Source organism: Azospirillum doebereinerae, assembly GCF_003989665.1.
GTDB classification, from domain to species: domain Bacteria; phylum Pseudomonadota; class Alphaproteobacteria; order Azospirillales; family Azospirillaceae; genus Azospirillum; species Azospirillum doebereinerae.
Genome location: NZ_RZIJ01000018.1, coordinates 18054 through 33377, shown reverse-complemented (window position 1 = coordinate 33377; position 15324 = coordinate 18054). Strand labels below are relative to the sequence as shown.

14 protein-coding genes are annotated in these 15324 nt (G+C 67.4%); 11 read left to right on the top strand and 3 right to left on the bottom strand.

The genetic code is table 11. The features are described 5' to 3' along the window. Nucleotides 1–100 precede the first annotated feature (100 nt). The 3 genes from lptG to pdxA all read left to right on the top strand — a co-directional run bounded on the left by lptG (nucleotide 101) and on the right by pdxA (nucleotide 3806). Nucleotides 101–1195, top strand: coding sequence for an LPS export ABC transporter permease LptG (gene lptG / locus EJ913_RS20765; protein WP_127001433.1), 1095 nt, complete (start codon nucleotides 101–103; stop codon nucleotides 1193–1195). A gap of 140 nt (nucleotides 1196–1335) precedes the next feature. Then, on the top strand, nucleotides 1336–2784 hold the full coding sequence (locus EJ913_RS20760) for a peptidylprolyl isomerase (protein ID WP_127001431.1): 1449 nt from the start codon (nucleotides 1336–1338) through the stop codon (nucleotides 2782–2784). Next, on the top strand, nucleotides 2784–3806 hold the full coding sequence (gene pdxA / locus EJ913_RS20755; RefSeq protein ID WP_127001429.1) for a 4-hydroxythreonine-4-phosphate dehydrogenase PdxA: 1023 nt from the start codon (nucleotides 2784–2786) through the stop codon (nucleotides 3804–3806). The genes EJ913_RS20760 and pdxA overlap by 1 nt, the downstream gene beginning before the upstream one ends. A 58-nt stretch (nucleotides 3807–3864) precedes the next feature. On the opposite strand, the gene EJ913_RS20750 is transcribed toward pdxA, so the two are convergent. Then, on the bottom strand, nucleotides 3865–4479 hold the full coding sequence (locus EJ913_RS20750) for a LabA-like NYN domain-containing protein (RefSeq protein ID WP_127001630.1): 615 nt from the start codon (nucleotides 4477–4479) through the stop codon (nucleotides 3865–3867). 274 nt (nucleotides 4480–4753) lie between these two features. Here EJ913_RS20750 and rpoZ point away from each other — a divergent pair, with 274 nt between their 5' ends. From rpoZ to era, 7 genes are all read left to right on the top strand, one after another. After that, nucleotides 4754–5188 (top strand): DNA-directed RNA polymerase subunit omega, encoded by a 435-nt coding sequence (gene rpoZ, locus EJ913_RS20745; RefSeq protein WP_127001427.1) that lies wholly within the window; start codon nucleotides 4754–4756, stop codon nucleotides 5186–5188. 94 nt (nucleotides 5189–5282) lie between these two features. After that, nucleotides 5283–7457, top strand: a complete 2175-nt coding sequence (locus tag EJ913_RS20740) for a RelA/SpoT family protein (RefSeq protein WP_127001426.1) — start codon at nucleotides 5283–5285, stop codon at nucleotides 7455–7457. A 161-nt stretch (nucleotides 7458–7618) separates the two neighbouring features. Continuing rightward, nucleotides 7619–8353, top strand: a complete 735-nt coding sequence (locus tag EJ913_RS20735) for a pyridoxine 5'-phosphate synthase (protein WP_127001425.1) — start codon at nucleotides 7619–7621, stop codon at nucleotides 8351–8353. Then, nucleotides 8350–8832, top strand: coding sequence for a holo-ACP synthase (gene acpS / locus EJ913_RS20730; protein WP_127001423.1), 483 nt, complete (start codon nucleotides 8350–8352; stop codon nucleotides 8830–8832). Before EJ913_RS20735 ends, acpS begins: the two co-directional genes overlap by 4 nt. Further along, nucleotides 8829–9593, top strand: a complete 765-nt coding sequence (lepB, locus tag EJ913_RS20725) for a signal peptidase I (protein WP_127001421.1) — start codon at nucleotides 8829–8831, stop codon at nucleotides 9591–9593. Before acpS ends, lepB begins: the two co-directional genes overlap by 4 nt. A gap of 6 nt (nucleotides 9594–9599) precedes the next feature. Further along, entirely contained in the window at nucleotides 9600–10370 is a 771-nt protein-coding gene (rnc, locus tag EJ913_RS20720) for a ribonuclease III (RefSeq protein WP_425321121.1), read from the top strand. A 139-nt stretch (nucleotides 10371–10509) separates the two neighbouring features. Next, on the top strand, nucleotides 10510–11415 hold the full coding sequence (gene era, locus EJ913_RS20715; RefSeq protein ID WP_127001628.1) for a GTPase Era: 906 nt from the start codon (nucleotides 10510–10512) through the stop codon (nucleotides 11413–11415). Between the two features lie 70 nt (nucleotides 11416–11485). Here era and EJ913_RS20710 read toward each other — a convergent pair whose 3' ends face one another. Then, nucleotides 11486–11869, bottom strand: coding sequence for a hypothetical protein (locus EJ913_RS20710; protein ID WP_127001417.1), 384 nt, complete (start codon nucleotides 11867–11869; stop codon nucleotides 11486–11488). Nucleotides 11870–11900: 31 nt separating this feature from the next. Beyond that, entirely contained in the window at nucleotides 11901–14402 is a 2502-nt protein-coding gene (locus tag EJ913_RS20705; protein WP_244939433.1) for a sensor domain-containing protein, read from the bottom strand. A 187-nt stretch (nucleotides 14403–14589) separates the two neighbouring features. Between EJ913_RS20705 and recO the strand changes: the two genes are divergently transcribed. Beyond that, nucleotides 14590–15312, top strand: a complete 723-nt coding sequence (recO, locus tag EJ913_RS20700; protein WP_127001413.1) for a DNA repair protein RecO — start codon at nucleotides 14590–14592, stop codon at nucleotides 15310–15312. Nucleotides 15313–15324 lie beyond the last annotated feature (12 nt).

Here is a 15324-nt window from a genome sequence, read left to right as displayed (position 1 = left end):
TCCGCCGTTGCGCCGAGGTTGTCATCCCGGCGCAACGGCGGTACACAGCCCGGACAAACCGCGATGGGCCAGGCCCGGACGGTTCCGGAGACCGGATCGCATGTATTCCTCGCCCACGCTGTCCCGTTACATCGGCCGCCAGTTCATTCTGTGGTTCTGCCTGCTGATGGTGATCCTGCTGTCGATCGTGCTGCTGCTCGACGTCGTCGAGTTGCTGCGCCGCGCGGGCACCAAGCCGAACGTCACCTTCGGTCTGGTCTTGCGGATGGCGCTGCTGAAGTTGCCGGAGATCGGTCAGCAGATCTTCCCCTTCGTCATCCTGTTCGCCGGCATGTTCACCTTCTGGCGCCTGACCCGCAGCGCCGAGCTGGTGGTGGCGCGCGCGGTCGGCGTGTCGGCGTGGCAGTTCCTGATGCCGGTGCTGATCGCGGCGGCCGCCATCGGGGTGGTCAAGGTGACGGTCATCAACCCGGTCGGCGCCGTGTTCATCGCCAAGTACGACCAGCTTCAGGACCGCTTCCTGAAGATGAAGTCCAACACGCTGAACATCTCGCGATCCGGGCTGTGGCTGCGGCAGACCAGCGAGAAGGATCAGTTCTTCATCCATTCGGAACTGGTCAACCCGCTGACCTTCGAGCTGACCAACGTCATCGTCTTCCAGTTCGACGCCGACCAGACCTATCTGGGCCGGGTCGACGCGCCGGGCGCCGTCCTGAAGGACAAGAAGTGGGAGCTGCACGACGCCGTGCTGAACCGGGCCAAGAAGGATCCGGAGCCGCTGGCGACCTACACCATCCCCACCGAGCTGGACATGGCGACCATCGAGGAGAGCTTCGCCCCGCCGGAGACGATCTCCTTCTGGGACCTGCCGCGCTTCATCCACACGCTGGAAACCACGGGCTTCCCGGCGGTCCGGCACCGGCTGCACTACCAGTCCCTGCTGGCGCAGCCCTTCCTGTTCCTGGCGATGGTGCTGTTCGCCGCCGCCTTCTCGCTGCGGATGCCCCGGCGCGGCGGCACGATGGCGATGGTGACCGGCGGGGTGCTGACCGGCTTCGTGCTGTTCGTCACCACCGACGTGGTCCGCACCTTCGGCATGTCGGAAACCATTCCGATCCTGATGGCGGCGTGGAGCCCGGCGGGCATCAGCCTGCTGCTGGGCACGGCGGCGCTCCTTCATCTGGAGGACGGCTGAACGGCCTTGGCCCGGTGGGGCCTCCTGGCGTCCGGACCGGACGCCACAATTCCGCCCCGGAAACGGGGCATAGGATTCCGTTTACAGAGGGCCTAACCCGGCCGTATTAACGGGCAACCTGTTTTTGGAGCTTGAGCACCATGCCGAGTTTGCGAGCCGTCCGTTCGGCCTTTGCCGTGGCGACCGCCTGTGCCGTCCTGGCCCTTCCCGCCATGGCCCAGACGACCAAGCCGCCCGTCGCGAAGGCGCAGGGCGGCGCGCCCGCCACGCCCGATTCCGAACGGATCGCCGCCGTGGTGAACGACGACGTCATCTCGATCTCCGACGTCAACGCGCGCATCCGGTTGGCCCTGCTCAACACCGGCACCCAGGAAAGTCAGGAGACGCGCCAGCGGCTGGCCCCGCAGGTGCTGCGCCAATTGGTGGACGAACGGCTCCAGCTCCAGGAGGCTAAGCGGTCGGGCATCAGCATCGCCCAGGCCGAGATCGACGAGTCGGTCAAGCGCATCGCCGAACAGAACCGCATGGGCCGTCCGCAGCTGGAAACGCTGCTGAAGAATCAGGGGGTTCCGATCTCCGCCCTGCACGAGCAGGTCCGCGCGCTGATGGCGTGGCAGCGCGTCATGCAGCGCCGCATCCGCCAGGAGGTGGTGATCGGCGAGGAGGAGATCGACGCGGCGATGGAGCGGCTGAAGGCCAACATCGGCAAGCCGGAGTATCTGGTCGCCGAGATCTTCCTGGCCGTGGACAGTCCCGAACAGGACGACGATGTGCGCCGCACCGCCGACCGTCTGGTCGACGAGGTTCGGCGCGGCGGCAACTTCGCGGCGCTGGCCCGCCAGTTCTCGCAGTCGGCGGGCGCCGCCTCCGGCGGCGACCTCGGCTGGGTGCGCAGCGGCGAGATGGCCGGCGAGGTGGACCGCGCGCTGGCGACCATGCGCGCCGGGCAGCTGTCGCCGCCGGTGCGGACCTCGACCGGCTACCACATCCTGCTGGTGCGCGGGCAGCGCGCCTTCGGCAGCAGCGGCGGCGAGGTGGTGATGCCGCCCCCGCAGCCGGTCGCCCCGCGCCCGCAGCCGCGCCCCGACATCGCCCGCGCGTCGGTCAACATGAAGCAGATCATCATCCCCATCGCCTCCAAGGAAGAGGCGAAGGCGGTGAAGGACAGCGCCGAGAAGCTGCGCAAGTCGATCAAGAGCTGCGCCGATTTCGAGTCCAAGGCCAAGGCCACGGGCATTCCGGAATCCGGCGACATGGGCACCCTGCGCGTGAAGGATCTGCCGCCCGGTCTGCAGCAGCTCGCCGTCGGCATCCCGCTCGGGCAGGCCAGCCCGGTTCTGATGAGCCCCGGCGCCGCCGTGATCCTGATCGTCTGCAAGCGCGACGTGCCGATGATCCAGCCGCCGCCGGAAGCCCAGCCCAAGCCCGCCGCCGCCCCGCCGCAACCTCAGACCACCCCGGTCAAGGAGGCCAAGCTGCCGGGCCGCGAGGAGGTCGAGCGCGATCTGATCGGCGAGCGCGCCGACCTGCTGTCGCGCCGCTACCTGCGCGATCTGCGGCGCTCCGCCTTCATCGAGGTGCGGACCTGATGGCCGCCCCGCCGAGCCGTCCGCCGCTGGCCGTCACCATGGGCGAGCCGGCGGGCGTCGGCGGGGACATCATCCTGAAAGCTTGGGCGGTGCGGCGCGAGGCCGGGGTCGCCCCCTTCGTCCTGCTCGACGATCCGGACCGTCTGGCGGCGCTGGCGGCACGGCTGGGCATGGACGTCCCGGTGCGCGCCGTGGCCTCGGCCGGCGAGGCGACCGGTCTGTTCCATGAGGCGCTGCCGGTCCTGCCGGTGGCTCTCGCCGCGCCGGTGGTGGCCGGTCGGCCCGACCCGGCGAACGGCGCGGCGGTGATCGCCAGCATCGACCGGGCGGTCGCCCTGGTGCAAGCCGGCGAGGCATCGGCGGTCGTCACCAACCCCATCCAGAAATCGTCGCTCTATGCCGCCGGTTTCCGTCATCCCGGCCACACCGAGTATCTGGCCCACCTCGCCGGTTTGGCGGACGAGCCGATCATGATGCTGGCGGCGGCGGATCTTCGGGTGGTGCCGGTGACCATCCATGTGTCGTTGCGCGACGCGGTTGATCGGTTGACGACGGCCGCCATCGTTCACGCCGGGCGCGTGACGGCGGCGGCCCTGACCCGCGATTTCGGCATCGCCCGCCCGCGTTTGGCGGTCGCCGCGCTGAATCCGCACGCGGGGGAGGGCGGGGCGATGGGCCGCGAGGAGATCGACATCATCGAACCCGCCGTCGCCGCGCTGCGCGCCGAGGGGATCGACGCGTTCGGGCCGCGCCCGTCCGACACGCTCTTCCACGCGGCGGCGCGCGCGGGCTTCGACGCGGCGCTGTGCATGTACCATGATCAGGCGCTGATCCCGCTGAAGACGGTCGATTTCGACAGCGGCGTGAACATCACGCTGGGGCTGCCCTTCGTTCGCACATCGCCGGACCACGGCACGGCGCTGGACATCGCGGGCACCGGCAGAGCGAGCGCCGTAAGCCTGTTGGCCGCGCTCGCCACCGCCGACCGGATGGCGAACAACCGGCGCGGCGCCGGGGCATAAAAAAGGAGGGCGAACCTCGCCCCCTTTTTTTCACATCACGCTTCGTTGGTTCGAACGCTCAGCCCCGGTCGTCGGGGTCGTACAGCGTCGGGCCGCTCTGCTGGCCCGGATGCTCGTGGTAACCGCCGCCGCTCGGCTCCCGGTGATGGTGCTGGCGGGCGATGAAGGGCGCCAGATCCTGCAGCTCGATGAAGTTGTCCGCTTGGCGACGAAGTTCGTCAGCCACCATCGGCGGCTGCGAGCGGACGGTGCTGACGACGCTGACGCGCACGCCCTTGCGCTGCACCGCCTCGACCAGCCGGCGGAAGTCGCCGTCGCCCGAGAAGAGCAGGATGTGATCGACATGGTCGGCCATCTCCATCACGTCGATGGCCAGCTCGATGTCCATGTTGCCCTTGATCTTGCGGCGGCCGGACGCGTCGGTGAACTCCTTGGTCGGCTTGGTGACCATGGTGTAGCCGTTGTAGTCCAGCCAATCGACCAGCGGTCGGATCGGCGAGTATTCCTGATCCTCAACCAATGCGGTGTAATAGAAGGCCCTCATCAACCGGCCTTCGCCGGCGAATCCGTCGCGCAACCGTTTGTAATCGATATCGAACCCGAGGGATCGTGCTGCGGCGTAGAGGTTGGCGCCATCGATGAACAATGCGAGACGCTCTTCCTTGTAAAACAATTTGCTGACGTCACGCGGCAAAGTCGTGCTGCGATCCAATGCCTTAATCCTTCCACGATAGCTTGATGCATATGACTGGAACATGCGTAATGGCCCGTGTTCCAATTCTGAAATTAGGGCATGAGGGCCTGTTAAACAAGAGCGGACTACTTATTATACGCTCGGTTGGGGTTTTCCCTGCGCATCGCGCTGCGAAAGGTCCTGTTCGCGCTTGCGTCAATCGGGCCGCGTCCATATAGTCAAGGGCCTCCTTTGAATCCGGAGTTTGCTTGGCATGGCCCGCGTTACCGTTGAAGATTGCGTCCTGAAGGTTCCGAACCGTTTCGAGCTGGTGATGATGGCCGCCCAGCGCGCCCGTGAGGTGGCGTCCGGCGCTCCGCTGTCGATCGACCGCGACAACGACAAGAACCCGGTCGTGGCGCTCCGCGAGATCGCGGACGAGACGGTGTCGCTGGATTATTTGAAGAACGCCCTGATCAAGGGCCACCAGAAGCACGTCGAGCCGGACGAGCCCGAGGAAGAGATCGTCGAGCTGATGGCCGGCGAGAACGATTGGGCGGCGCGCGGCAACAACTCGCTGGGCGACGAGGACGGCATGAGCGAGAGCGACGGCGAGGAGTTGACCGAAGAGGACGACGTCGCCGCCGATATGGACGCCGAGCCGGGCGCCGGTTTCTCCATGACCGAGGATGGCGACGGAGACATCTGATTCTGAACGACCATCGGGCTTGTGACAGCACGGGGGGCATTCGGCCCCCCTTCGATTCTCACCAGAGGACGCCGCGCGCGTCGGGTCGGGCCGCATGATCCGGCAATACGAGCTTGTCGAGCGCGTCAAGGCGTATGATCCCTCGGCCGACGAGGATCTTCTGAACCGCGCCTACGTCTTCTCGATGAAGGCGCACGGGTCGCAGACCCGCGCTTCCGGCGACCCCTACTTCCTGCACCCCCTGGAAGTCGCCGGCATCCTCACGCAGATGAAGCTGGACGCCGGCACCATCGCCACGGCGCTGCTTCACGACACCGTCGAGGACACCGTCGCCACGCTCGAGGACATCGAGCGGGTGTTCGGCAAGGAAATCGCCCGGCTGGTCGATGGCGTCACCAAGCTGTCCCGCCTGGAACTGAACAGCGAGCAGGCCAAGCAGGCGGAGAACTTCCGCAAGCTGGTCATCGCCATGTCGGAGGACATCCGCGTCCTCCTGGTGAAGCTGGCCGACCGACTCCACAACATGCGCACGCTCTTCCACCTGAAGAAGCCGGAAAAGCGCAAGCGCATCGCCCGCGAGACCATCGAGATCTACTCGCCCTTGGCCGAACGCATCGGCATGCACAAGATCAAGGACGAACTGGACGATCTGGCCTTCGCCGAACTGAACCCCGACGCCCGCGACAGCATCCTGGCCCAGCTTGCCCGCTTGCGCAGCGAGGGCGAGAGCCGCGTCCAGACCATCATCACCGAGCTGCGCGACGTGCTGGCGGAAGAGGGGCTGCCCGACGTTCCGGTGTCGGGCCGCGAGAAATCCGCCTATTCGATCTGGCGCAAGCTCCAGCGCAAGAACGTCAGTTTCGAGCAGCTGTCCGACATCATGGCCTTCCGCATCACCGTCGGCACGGTGGCGGAATGCTATCAGGCGCTGGGCGTCGTCCACGCGCATTACCCGGTCGTGCCGGGGCGCTTCAAGGACTACATCTCGACGCCCAAGCCCAACGGCTACCGCAGCCTGCACACCGGTGTCATCGGCCCCGGCCGCAACCGGATCGAGGTGCAGATCCGCACCGGCGACATGCACGAGATCGCTGAGTTGGGCGTCGCCGCCCACTGGGCTTACAAGCAGGATCATCAGCCGCGCACGTCCGGCGGTGAATACCGCTGGCTGCGCGAACTGCTCGACATCCTGGAGCACGCGCAGAAGCCAGAGGAGTTCCTCGAACACACCAAGCTGGAACTGTTCCAGGACCAGGTCTTCTGCTTCACGCCGAAGGGCGACCTGATCGCGCTGCCGCGCGGCGCCACGCCGGTGGATTTCGCCTACGCGGTCCACTCGCAGGTCGGCGACCATTGCGTCGGCGCCAAGATCAACGGCCGCATGCTGCCGCTGCGCACCCAGTTGCAGAACGGCGACCAGGTCGACATCGTCACCTCCAAGGCGCAGACCCCCGTTCCGGGCTGGGAGCGCTTCGTCGTCACCGGCAAGGCGCGGGCGCGGATCCGCAAGTTCCTGCGCACCCAGCAGCGCGCCCAGTACGTCGAGCTCGGGCGCGGCATGCTGATGCGCCAGTTCAAGGCGGAGGGCTACGAGTTCTCCGAAAAGGCGCTGGAGAACGTTCTCAAGATCTTCCAGCAGCCGAGTGTGGACGACCTGATGGCCGGAGTCGGGTCCGGCCTGCATTCGGTGCGCGAGGTCTTCCACGGAGTCTTCCCCGGCCACAAGGCGCAGGCCGCCCAGACGGCGCTGCGCGAGCTCGACGACAAGGCGGCCCAGACCCCGAAGGCCAAGGCCAAGGCGCGCGGCAAGGAATCGCCGCTGCCGATCCGGGGGCTGATTCCCGGCATGGCGGTGCATTACGCCCGCTGCTGCCACCCGCTGCCGGGCGACCGCATCGTCGGCATCGTCACCACCGGCAAGGGCGTGACGATCCACACCATCGACTGCGAGACCCTGGAGAGCTTCCACGAATCGCCGGAGCGCTGGATCGACGTCTCCTGGGAAAGCGGGCAGGACAGTCCCGAGGAGCATGTCGGCCGCATCACCGTTCTGATCGGCAACGAGCAGGGCTCGCTCGGCACGCTGTTCACCGTGATCGGCAAGAACCAGGGGAACATCATCCACCAGAAGATCACCAACCGAAGCACCGATTACTTCGAGCTGCTGATCGATATCGAGGTCAAGGACGCCAAGCACCTGACCAACATCATGGCGGCCTTGCGCGCGACCCCCGTCATCCATTCGGTGGAGCGGGCGCGGGGGCGCTGACGCCCCCGCATCGGCCGGTCCCGCGCCCGCTTCCCAACGGGTGATGGGGATGCGATGGGTGAAAGCTCCGCATCGGGCGTGACGCGACGCCCCCGCACCGCTATATAGACGGAATCGCCCGGCTTCCCCGCATCGGTCCGGCGGCCGTTTGGAGTGCTTTGATGTCCCGTACCCTGCGCCTCGGCGTGAACATCGACCATGTGGCGACCGTCCGCAACGCGCGCGGGGGCACCAACCCCGATCCGCTGCGCGCGGCGATGCTCGCCATCGAGGCCGGTGCCGACGGGATCACCGCCCATCTGCGCGAGGACCGGCGCCACATCACCGACCGGGACATCGAGAAGCTGATGGCCGGCATCGACCGTCCGCTCAACTTCGAGATGGCGGCGACGGACGAGATGCTGGCCATCGCGCTGCGCCACAAGCCGCACGCCGCCTGCTTGGTTCCCGAAAAGCGCACCGAGGTGACGACCGAGGGCGGGCTGGACGCGATCGGCAACGCCGGCTCATTGGCGCGTCCGATCGGAGAGCTCGGCGCCGCCGGAATCCGCGTGTCGCTGTTCATCGACCCCGAGCCGGCGCAACTCGACGCCGCCAAGGCGCTGGGCGCCCCGGTGGTGGAACTGCACACCGGCGCCTATTGCGACGCCGAGACCCCGGAGACCCGCGCCCACGAGCTGGAGCGCATTGTCCGCGCCGCCGCCCACGCCGAGGCCATCGGGCTGGAATGCCACGCCGGCCACGGCCTGAGCTACGCCACGGTCGGGCCGGTGGCCGCAATCCCCACCATCGTCGAGCTGAACATCGGCCATTTTCTGATCGGCGAGGCGATCTTCGTCGGCCTGACCAACGCCATCGCCCGCATGCGCGCGGCGATGAACGCGGCCCGGCGATGATCGGCGTCGGCATGATCCTGGGAATCGGCAACGACCTCATCGACATCCGCCGCGTCGAGCAATCGCTCGAACGCTTCGGCGCGCGCTTCATCGACCGCATCTTCACCGAGGTGGAGAAGGCCAAGTCGGAGCGCCGCGCCGGGTCGGCCGGGCGCCACAGCGCGCGGGCGTCGAGCTACGCCAAGCGCTTCGCCGCCAAGGAGGCGTGCTCGAAGGCGCTCGGCACCGGCTTTCGCGACGGGGTGTTCTGGCGCGACATGGGCGTGGTCAACTTGCCGTCCGGCCAGCCGACCATGCGGCTGACCGGCGGCGCGCTGGAACGGCTCCAGGCGATGACACCGCTTGGCATGCGCGCACGCATCCACGTGACCCTGACCGACGAATACCCGATGGCGGAAGCCTTCGTCATCATCAGCGCCGAACCGGACGTCGAAGCCGGGTCGGCGCCCCTTCCCACCGACACGGCGAAACCAGAATGACCTTCCAGAAGCAGACGGCTTCCGACGCCAAGAAGGAGTCCGGCTTCGCCGAGACGGTGAAGACGGTGCTTTACGCCGTGATCATCGCCTTCGGCGTGCGCACCTTCGCGTTCGAGCCGTTCAACATCCCGTCGGGGTCGATGATCCCGACGCTGTTGATCGGCGACTACCTGTTCGTCTCGAAATTCTCCTACGGCTACAGCAAGCACACCGTGGGCTTCGGCCTGCCGCTGTTCGAGGGGCGCATCCTGGGCGGGCTGCCGGAGCGCGGCGACGTGGCGGTGTTCAAGCTGCCGCGCGACAACAAGACCGACTACATCAAGCGCGTGATCGGCCTGCCCGGCGACACCATCCAGATGATCGGCGGCGTGCTGCACATCAACGGCCAACCGGTGAAGCGCGAACGGATCGAGGATTACGTGGCGCAGGACGGTCTCGGCCGCACCGTGCGCACCGCCCAGTACGTCGAGACGCTGCCGGAGGGCCGCACCCACCGCATCATCGAGGAGTCGGACAACGGCCCGCTCGACAACACCCCGGCCTACAAGGTGCCGGCCGACCATCTGTTCATGATGGGCGACAACCGCGACAACTCGTTGGACAGCCGCGTGCCGGCGCAGGTCGGCTTCGTGCCGGTGGAAAATCTGGTGGGTCGCGCCGAATTCCTTTTCTTCTCGCTCGACGAAGGCACACGCTTCTTCGAGGTGTGGCGGTGGCCGGTCGATCTCCGGTTCAGCCGCCTGTTCAGCGGAGTCCGGTAATTGAGTTTGGACAAGGAGGCGCCTGCCGCAATCGAGGCGGACGCCGGTCACAGGATCGTGGAGGACGCGGCCGACGTGGCGGAACTCGCCCGTGCGCTCGGCCATGCGTTCGTGAACCTCGACCTGTTGCAGGACGCGGTGACCCATCCCAGCCTCGCCGGGCTGGAGCGGGGCGCGCGTAAGCCCGGCGGGCCGGGCCTCGCTTACGAGCGCCTGGAGTTCCTGGGCGACCGCGTCGTCGGTCTCGTCGTCGCAGAATGGCTGCTGGAGCGCTACCCGAACGAGCGGGAAGGGGCCTTGGCGAAGCGTCACGCCTCGCTGGTCCGCCGCGAATCGCTGGGGCGCGTCGCCGACACCATCGGTCTGGGCGCCTATCTGCGGATGTCGCCCTCCGAGGTGCAGAGCGGCGGCCGCGCCAACCGCACCATCCTGGGCGACGCCTGCGAGGCGGTGCTGGGCGCCCTCTATCTGGATGGTGGGCTGGAGGCGGTGACCCGCTTCGTCCGCCGCGCGCTCGCGGAGTCGATCGAGAAGGCGTCGCCGCCGCCGCTCGATTCCAAGACGGCGTTGCAGGAATGGGCACAGGGGCGCGGCAAGCCGCTCCCCAGCTACGAATTGATCGAACGCAGCGGCCCGGCGCATGAGCCGGTGTTCGTGGTTGCGGTGCGCGTCGAGGGGATGGAGCCGGTCACCGGAGCCGGACCGTCCAAGCGCATCGCGGAAAAGAAGGCGGCCAACGCGTTGTTGAGCCAGGTGGGAGTGCAAGTCGATGACTGACGGTCGCGACGACATCGACAATTCGTTCGAAGACGATGATTTCGAGGACGGCCCGTTCGAGGGCGACGAGTCCGAGGACGAGGAGGACGGGGACGACGCCGTGGTCGGGGTTCCCATCGAGCTGCCGCCGCTGGGCGCCATGCCCGAGCACCCGCGCTGCGGCTTCGTGGCCCTGGTCGGCGCGCCCAACGCCGGGAAGTCCACGCTGCTGAACGCGATGATCGGCAGCAAGGTGTCCATCGTCAGCCCGAAGGTGCAGACGACGCGGACCCGCGTGCTGGGTATCACCATCACCGGCGACAGCCAGCTGATCTTCGTGGACACGCCGGGCATCTTCAAGCCCAAGCGCCGGCTGGATCGCGCCATGGTCGCGGCGGCGTGGCAGGGGGCGGAGGATGCCGACGTGATCGGCGTTCTATACGACGTGTCGCGGCGCGGCATCGACGACGACACGCTGAGCATCGTCGCCCGGCTGAAGGAGCAGGGTCGCAAGGCCATCCTGATCCTGAACAAGATCGATCTGGTCAAGCGCGACGTGCTGCTGGGCATCGCCGACAAATTCCAACAGGAAGGCGTGTTCACCGACATCTTCATGGTGTCGGCCCAGACCGCGGACGGCGTCGCCCATCTGAAGACCTTTCTGGCCGAGCGTCTGCCCGAGGGGCCGTGGCATTTCCCGGAGGACCAGATCTCCGACATGCCGATGCGGCTGCTGGCGGCGGAGATCACGCGCGAGAAGCTGTTCCTCCAGCTTCACCAGGAGCTTCCCTACTCGGCCACGGTCGAGACCGAGATCTGGGAGGAGTTCGACGACGGGTCGGTGAAGATCTCGCAGGTCATCTTCGTGCAGCGGGAGAGCCAGAAGGCCATCGTGCTGGGCAAGGGCGGCCAGCGCATCAAGTCGCTGGGGCAGTCGGCGCGCGGCGAGTTGCAGAAGATGCTGGAACGCCGCGTCCACCTGATCCTGTTCGTCAAGGTGCGCGAGGGCTGGGTCGACGATCCCGAACGCTATTCGGCCTGGGGGCTGGATTTCGGGGCGTCGTAAAGGAAAAAAGAAGGCCTCACGGGGAAGCTCTTCCCCGTGAGGCCCTTTTCGTCTCGCGGCCGAGATGTTGTCACCGCTGCATCATCGCGCTTTCCTTCCCGCACAGGAAGAACACCTTCTCGTAGACCTTCAGCAGCGCGTCGGTCAGCGCCTGGACTTCCGGGCTGCCCATGGCGCGCGGCTTGGCCGGATCGACGTGCAGGACGCAGCTGTTCTTCACGTCGTTGAAGGCGGCCAGCGCGTGGATGCGGTCCGGGCGGAACTCGTCCGGGAAATTCTCGTCCATCAGCCAGAAGCACTGGAAGTTCCGGCAGGATTGCGGACGTTCCTCATAGATCGTGCAGCCCGTGCCCTGGTCGCAGGACGCGCACCATTTGGCGGAGGGCTTCTTCAGTTCGGGCACCCCCATCAGCTTGCAGCATAGGGTGCATTCGCCGCAACTGCGGTCGGACATGCGGGAAAACTCCTTGGGTAGTGCGGGTTGCCTAGGAGGCCAGCGCGCGTTCGGTTTCGGCCACCAGCAGGCGCTCGACGGTTTCGGCCGGCGCCGGGCGGGCGAAGTGATAACCTTGCGCGTATTGACACATGATGTCGCGCAGGTATTCGGCTTCCTGTTCGGTTTCGACGCCCTCGGCCACCGCGTCCATGTTCAGGATGGTGGCCAGCGTGGAGATGACGTGGACGATGGCGGCGTTGCCCTCGCCCGTCGAGACCGCCTGGACGAAGGTGCGGTCGATCTTCAGCGTGTCGACCGGGAAGCTGTGCAGATAGGCCAGCGAGGAATAGCCGGTCCCGAAATCGTCGATCGACAGCCGGACGTCCATGTCGCGGATGCTCTGCATCAGCGCCCGGCATTTGGCCGGGTTCTCCATCAGCAGGCTTTCGGTCAGTTCCAGCTTCAGGCTCGACGGCGGGATGCCGGTCTCGTTCAGCAGGTCGCGCACCACGCTCACCAGATCGTCGTCGCGGAACTGGCGGGAAGAGACGTTGACGCTCATGAACAGCGGGGTCGGGCGGGGGAACAGCAATTGCCACGCCACGAGTTGCCGGGTCGCCTCCTGCAACGCCCAGCGGCCCATCGGCACGATCAGGCCGGACTCCTCGGCCAGCGGGATGAAGTCGTTGGGCGGGACGAGGCCGCGCTCCGGATGGTTCCAGCGCATCAGCGCCTCGAACCCGGCGATGCCGCCGTGGCGCAGCGACACGATGGGCTGGTAGTAGAGGCAGAGCTGCCCCAGTTCCAGCGCGGCGCGGAGATCGGCCTCGGTCCGCATGGTGGTCATCGCCTGCCGGCGCAGATTGCCGTCGAACACGTCGATCCGCGCCCGCCCGCCCGATTTGGCGCGGTACATGGCGAGGCTGGCGTCGCGCAGCATGTCCTCGGCGTGCTCGTAGCCGGTGGCGCTCAACGCGATGCCGATGGAGGCGGTCAGCACGATGTCGTGGCCGTCCAGCGTGACCGGACGGGAGATCGCCTGAGCCATGCGCTCGGCCGCGCCCAGCCCGTCGCCGACGTCGCCGATGTCGTCCAGCAGAATGGCGAACTCGTCGGCCGACAGCCGGGCCAGCGTGTCGCCGACCCGCCGGGTGTTATCCAGCCGCTTGGCGATGATCCGCAGCAGGCGGTCGCCGGTGGTGGTGCCGAGCGCGTCGTTGATCGACTTGAAGCGGTCGAGGTCGATCAGGATCGTCGCGAATTGTCGTCCGCCGCCCGCCCGCCGGTTGCGGTCCAGCGCCTGACCGATGCGGTCGAGCAGCAGGGTGCGGTTGGGCAGGCCGGTCATCGCGTCGTGGAAGGCGTCGAACAGCAACTGCTGTTCGGCCTTCTTGCGCGCGGTGATGTCGGTCATCGAGCCGGCCATGCGGACGGCGCAGCCCTTGTCGTTGCGCACGGCCAGACCGCGCACCAGCATCCAGGATTCGTCGCCGTCGGCGCGGCGGATGCGGAACTCGTGCTGGAGGTGGTTGCGCTCGCCGGTGAGGTGCAGGTTGACGGCGGTGCGCAGGCCGTCCAGGTCGCTTGCCACGACGCGGTCGAACCATTCGGCGATGGTGCTGGAGATCTCCGGCTCGCCGTAGCCGAGCATCGATTTCCAGCGCGGCGAGTAATAGACGTCGCCGCTGTCGACGTTCCAGTCCCACAGCCCGTCGGCGGCCCCGGCGGCGGCGAGCGCGTAGCGCTCCTCGCTCTGGCGCAGGCGCTGCTCGGCGGTCTTGCGGTCGGTCACGTCGGCCTGGCTGCCGACCAGCCGGATCGGTTTCCCGGCGGGGTCGAGCACGGCGATGCCGCGGCAGGCCATCCAGCGGATGGCGCCCTCGGCGTTGCGGATGCGGTATTCGAGCTTGAAGCCTTCCGCGTCTTGCCAGCTCAGCGCGGCCAAGGCGTCGATCAGGGTGGGATGGTCTTCGTGGTGGACTCGGCCCAGCCACTCCTGCGGGCTGTCGGTCAGGTCGCTGGCCGAAAGCCCCAGCAGCGACGCCCAGCGCGGCGAGTAATAGACGCGGTCGGTGACGAGGTCCCAGTCGTAGAGGCCGTCGTTGCTGGCGGCGGCGGCCAACGCGTAGCGCTCCTCGCTTTTGCGCAGCTCCTGCTCGGCGATCTTGCGGTCGGTGATGTCGGAGACGGAGCCGACCAGCCGGATCGGTTCGCCCCGGTCGTCCATCACTGCCATGCCCCGGCAGACCAGCCAGCGCCAGCGCGCGTCGCCGACGCTCGCGGAATCGGCGCGGCGAACCCGGTGCTCGATCTGGAACGGCACGGAGAGGCCGACCATCTGCGCTTCGAAGGAGGCGTGCAACCAATCGACGTCCTCGGCGTGCACCAGGGACAGCCAGTCGTTGGGCCGGTTCACGTCGCCCTGCGCGAGGCCGAGGAAATCCTTGAAGCGGGGGGAGAGGTACAGCGTGTCGCTGCGCAGATCCCAATCCCAAACGCCCTCGGAGCCGGCCTTTTCCGCCAGGAGATATCGGTCGATGCTGTTGCCCAAGACCCCCTCGTCGGCCCCCGATGTTCGGCGGGGCGGTCCACCGTCGATTGCAATGTGCGCCATCCTAGCGGCGGCTTGGTGAAGGAACAATGAACACGATGCGGTGTATGAATTCATCACGCCGCGACGCGGTGTTGCGGCAAAAGCCCTCTGGCGAGGTTTTCGCCGTCCTGATAGAGCTTTGTTCATGGAATGGTCCGATCAGGGCATCCTTCTGTCGTCCCGCCCGCAGGGTGAGGGATCGGCCGTCGCCACGTTGCTGACCCGCGAGCATGGGCGGCACGCCGGCATGGTCATGGGCGGGCGCTCCCCCCGGCTGCGCGGCGCGCTGGAGCCGGGAACGCTGGTCGCCGTGCGCTGGCGCGGGCGGCTGGCCGAGCACCTCGGCCATTTCACGCTGGAGGCGGTGAAGGGCTACGCCGCCGATTTCTTCGACGATCCGGCGTCGCTGGCCGCGCTGACCAGCGCCTGCGCCCTGGTGGAGGCAGCGACGCCAGAACACCAAGCGCATCCAGGATTGTTCGACGGTCTGCTGGCGCTGTTCGGCCTGCTCGGCACGCCGGCCTGGGCGGAGGCTTATGTGCGCTGGGAGATCGGGCTGCTGGCCGAGCTTGGATTCGGGCTGGATCTCGACCGCTGCGCCGTGTCCGGCGCCAATGACTACCTCGCCTATGTCAGCCCGCGCACCGGGCGCGCCGTCACCGCGTCGGTGGGGGAGCCCTACCGGAACCGGTTGCTGCCGCTGCCCGATTTCCTGGCCGGGCGCGGCGGCGGCGGACCGGCGGAGGTCCAGAGCGGCCTGCGCCTGACCGGCCATTTCCTGGAGCGCCATCTGCTCAACGGCCCACTGCCGCCCGCGCGCGAGCGATTGAGAGAACGTTACGCGAACGCGGTAGCGCACCCGCGCTAGAGCTGGTAGAAA

Coding starts and splice junctions, on each gene's coding strand:
- lepB (WP_127001421.1), top strand. CDS start 8,829: ATGACCTTCCAGAAGCAGACGGCTTCCGACGCCAAGAAGGAGTCCGGC.
- EJ913_RS20760 (WP_127001431.1), top strand. CDS start 1,336: ATGCCGAGTTTGCGAGCCGTCCGTTCGGCCTTTGCCGTGGCGACCGCC.
- rpoZ (WP_127001427.1), top strand. CDS start 4,754: ATGGCCCGCGTTACCGTTGAAGATTGCGTCCTGAAGGTTCCGAACCGT.
- acpS (WP_127001423.1), top strand. CDS start 8,350: ATGATCGGCGTCGGCATGATCCTGGGAATCGGCAACGACCTCATCGAC.
- recO (WP_127001413.1), top strand. CDS start 14,590: ATGGAATGGTCCGATCAGGGCATCCTTCTGTCGTCCCGCCCGCAGGGT.
- EJ913_RS20735 (WP_127001425.1), top strand. CDS start 7,619: ATGTCCCGTACCCTGCGCCTCGGCGTGAACATCGACCATGTGGCGACC.
- EJ913_RS20710 (WP_127001417.1), bottom strand. CDS start 11,869: ATGTCCGACCGCAGTTGCGGCGAATGCACCCTATGCTGCAAGCTGATG.
- EJ913_RS20740 (WP_127001426.1), top strand. CDS start 5,283: ATGATCCGGCAATACGAGCTTGTCGAGCGCGTCAAGGCGTATGATCCC.
- era (WP_127001628.1), top strand. CDS start 10,510: ATGCCCGAGCACCCGCGCTGCGGCTTCGTGGCCCTGGTCGGCGCGCCC.
- lptG (WP_127001433.1), top strand. CDS start 101: ATGTATTCCTCGCCCACGCTGTCCCGTTACATCGGCCGCCAGTTCATT.
- pdxA (WP_127001429.1), top strand. CDS start 2,784: ATGGCCGCCCCGCCGAGCCGTCCGCCGCTGGCCGTCACCATGGGCGAG.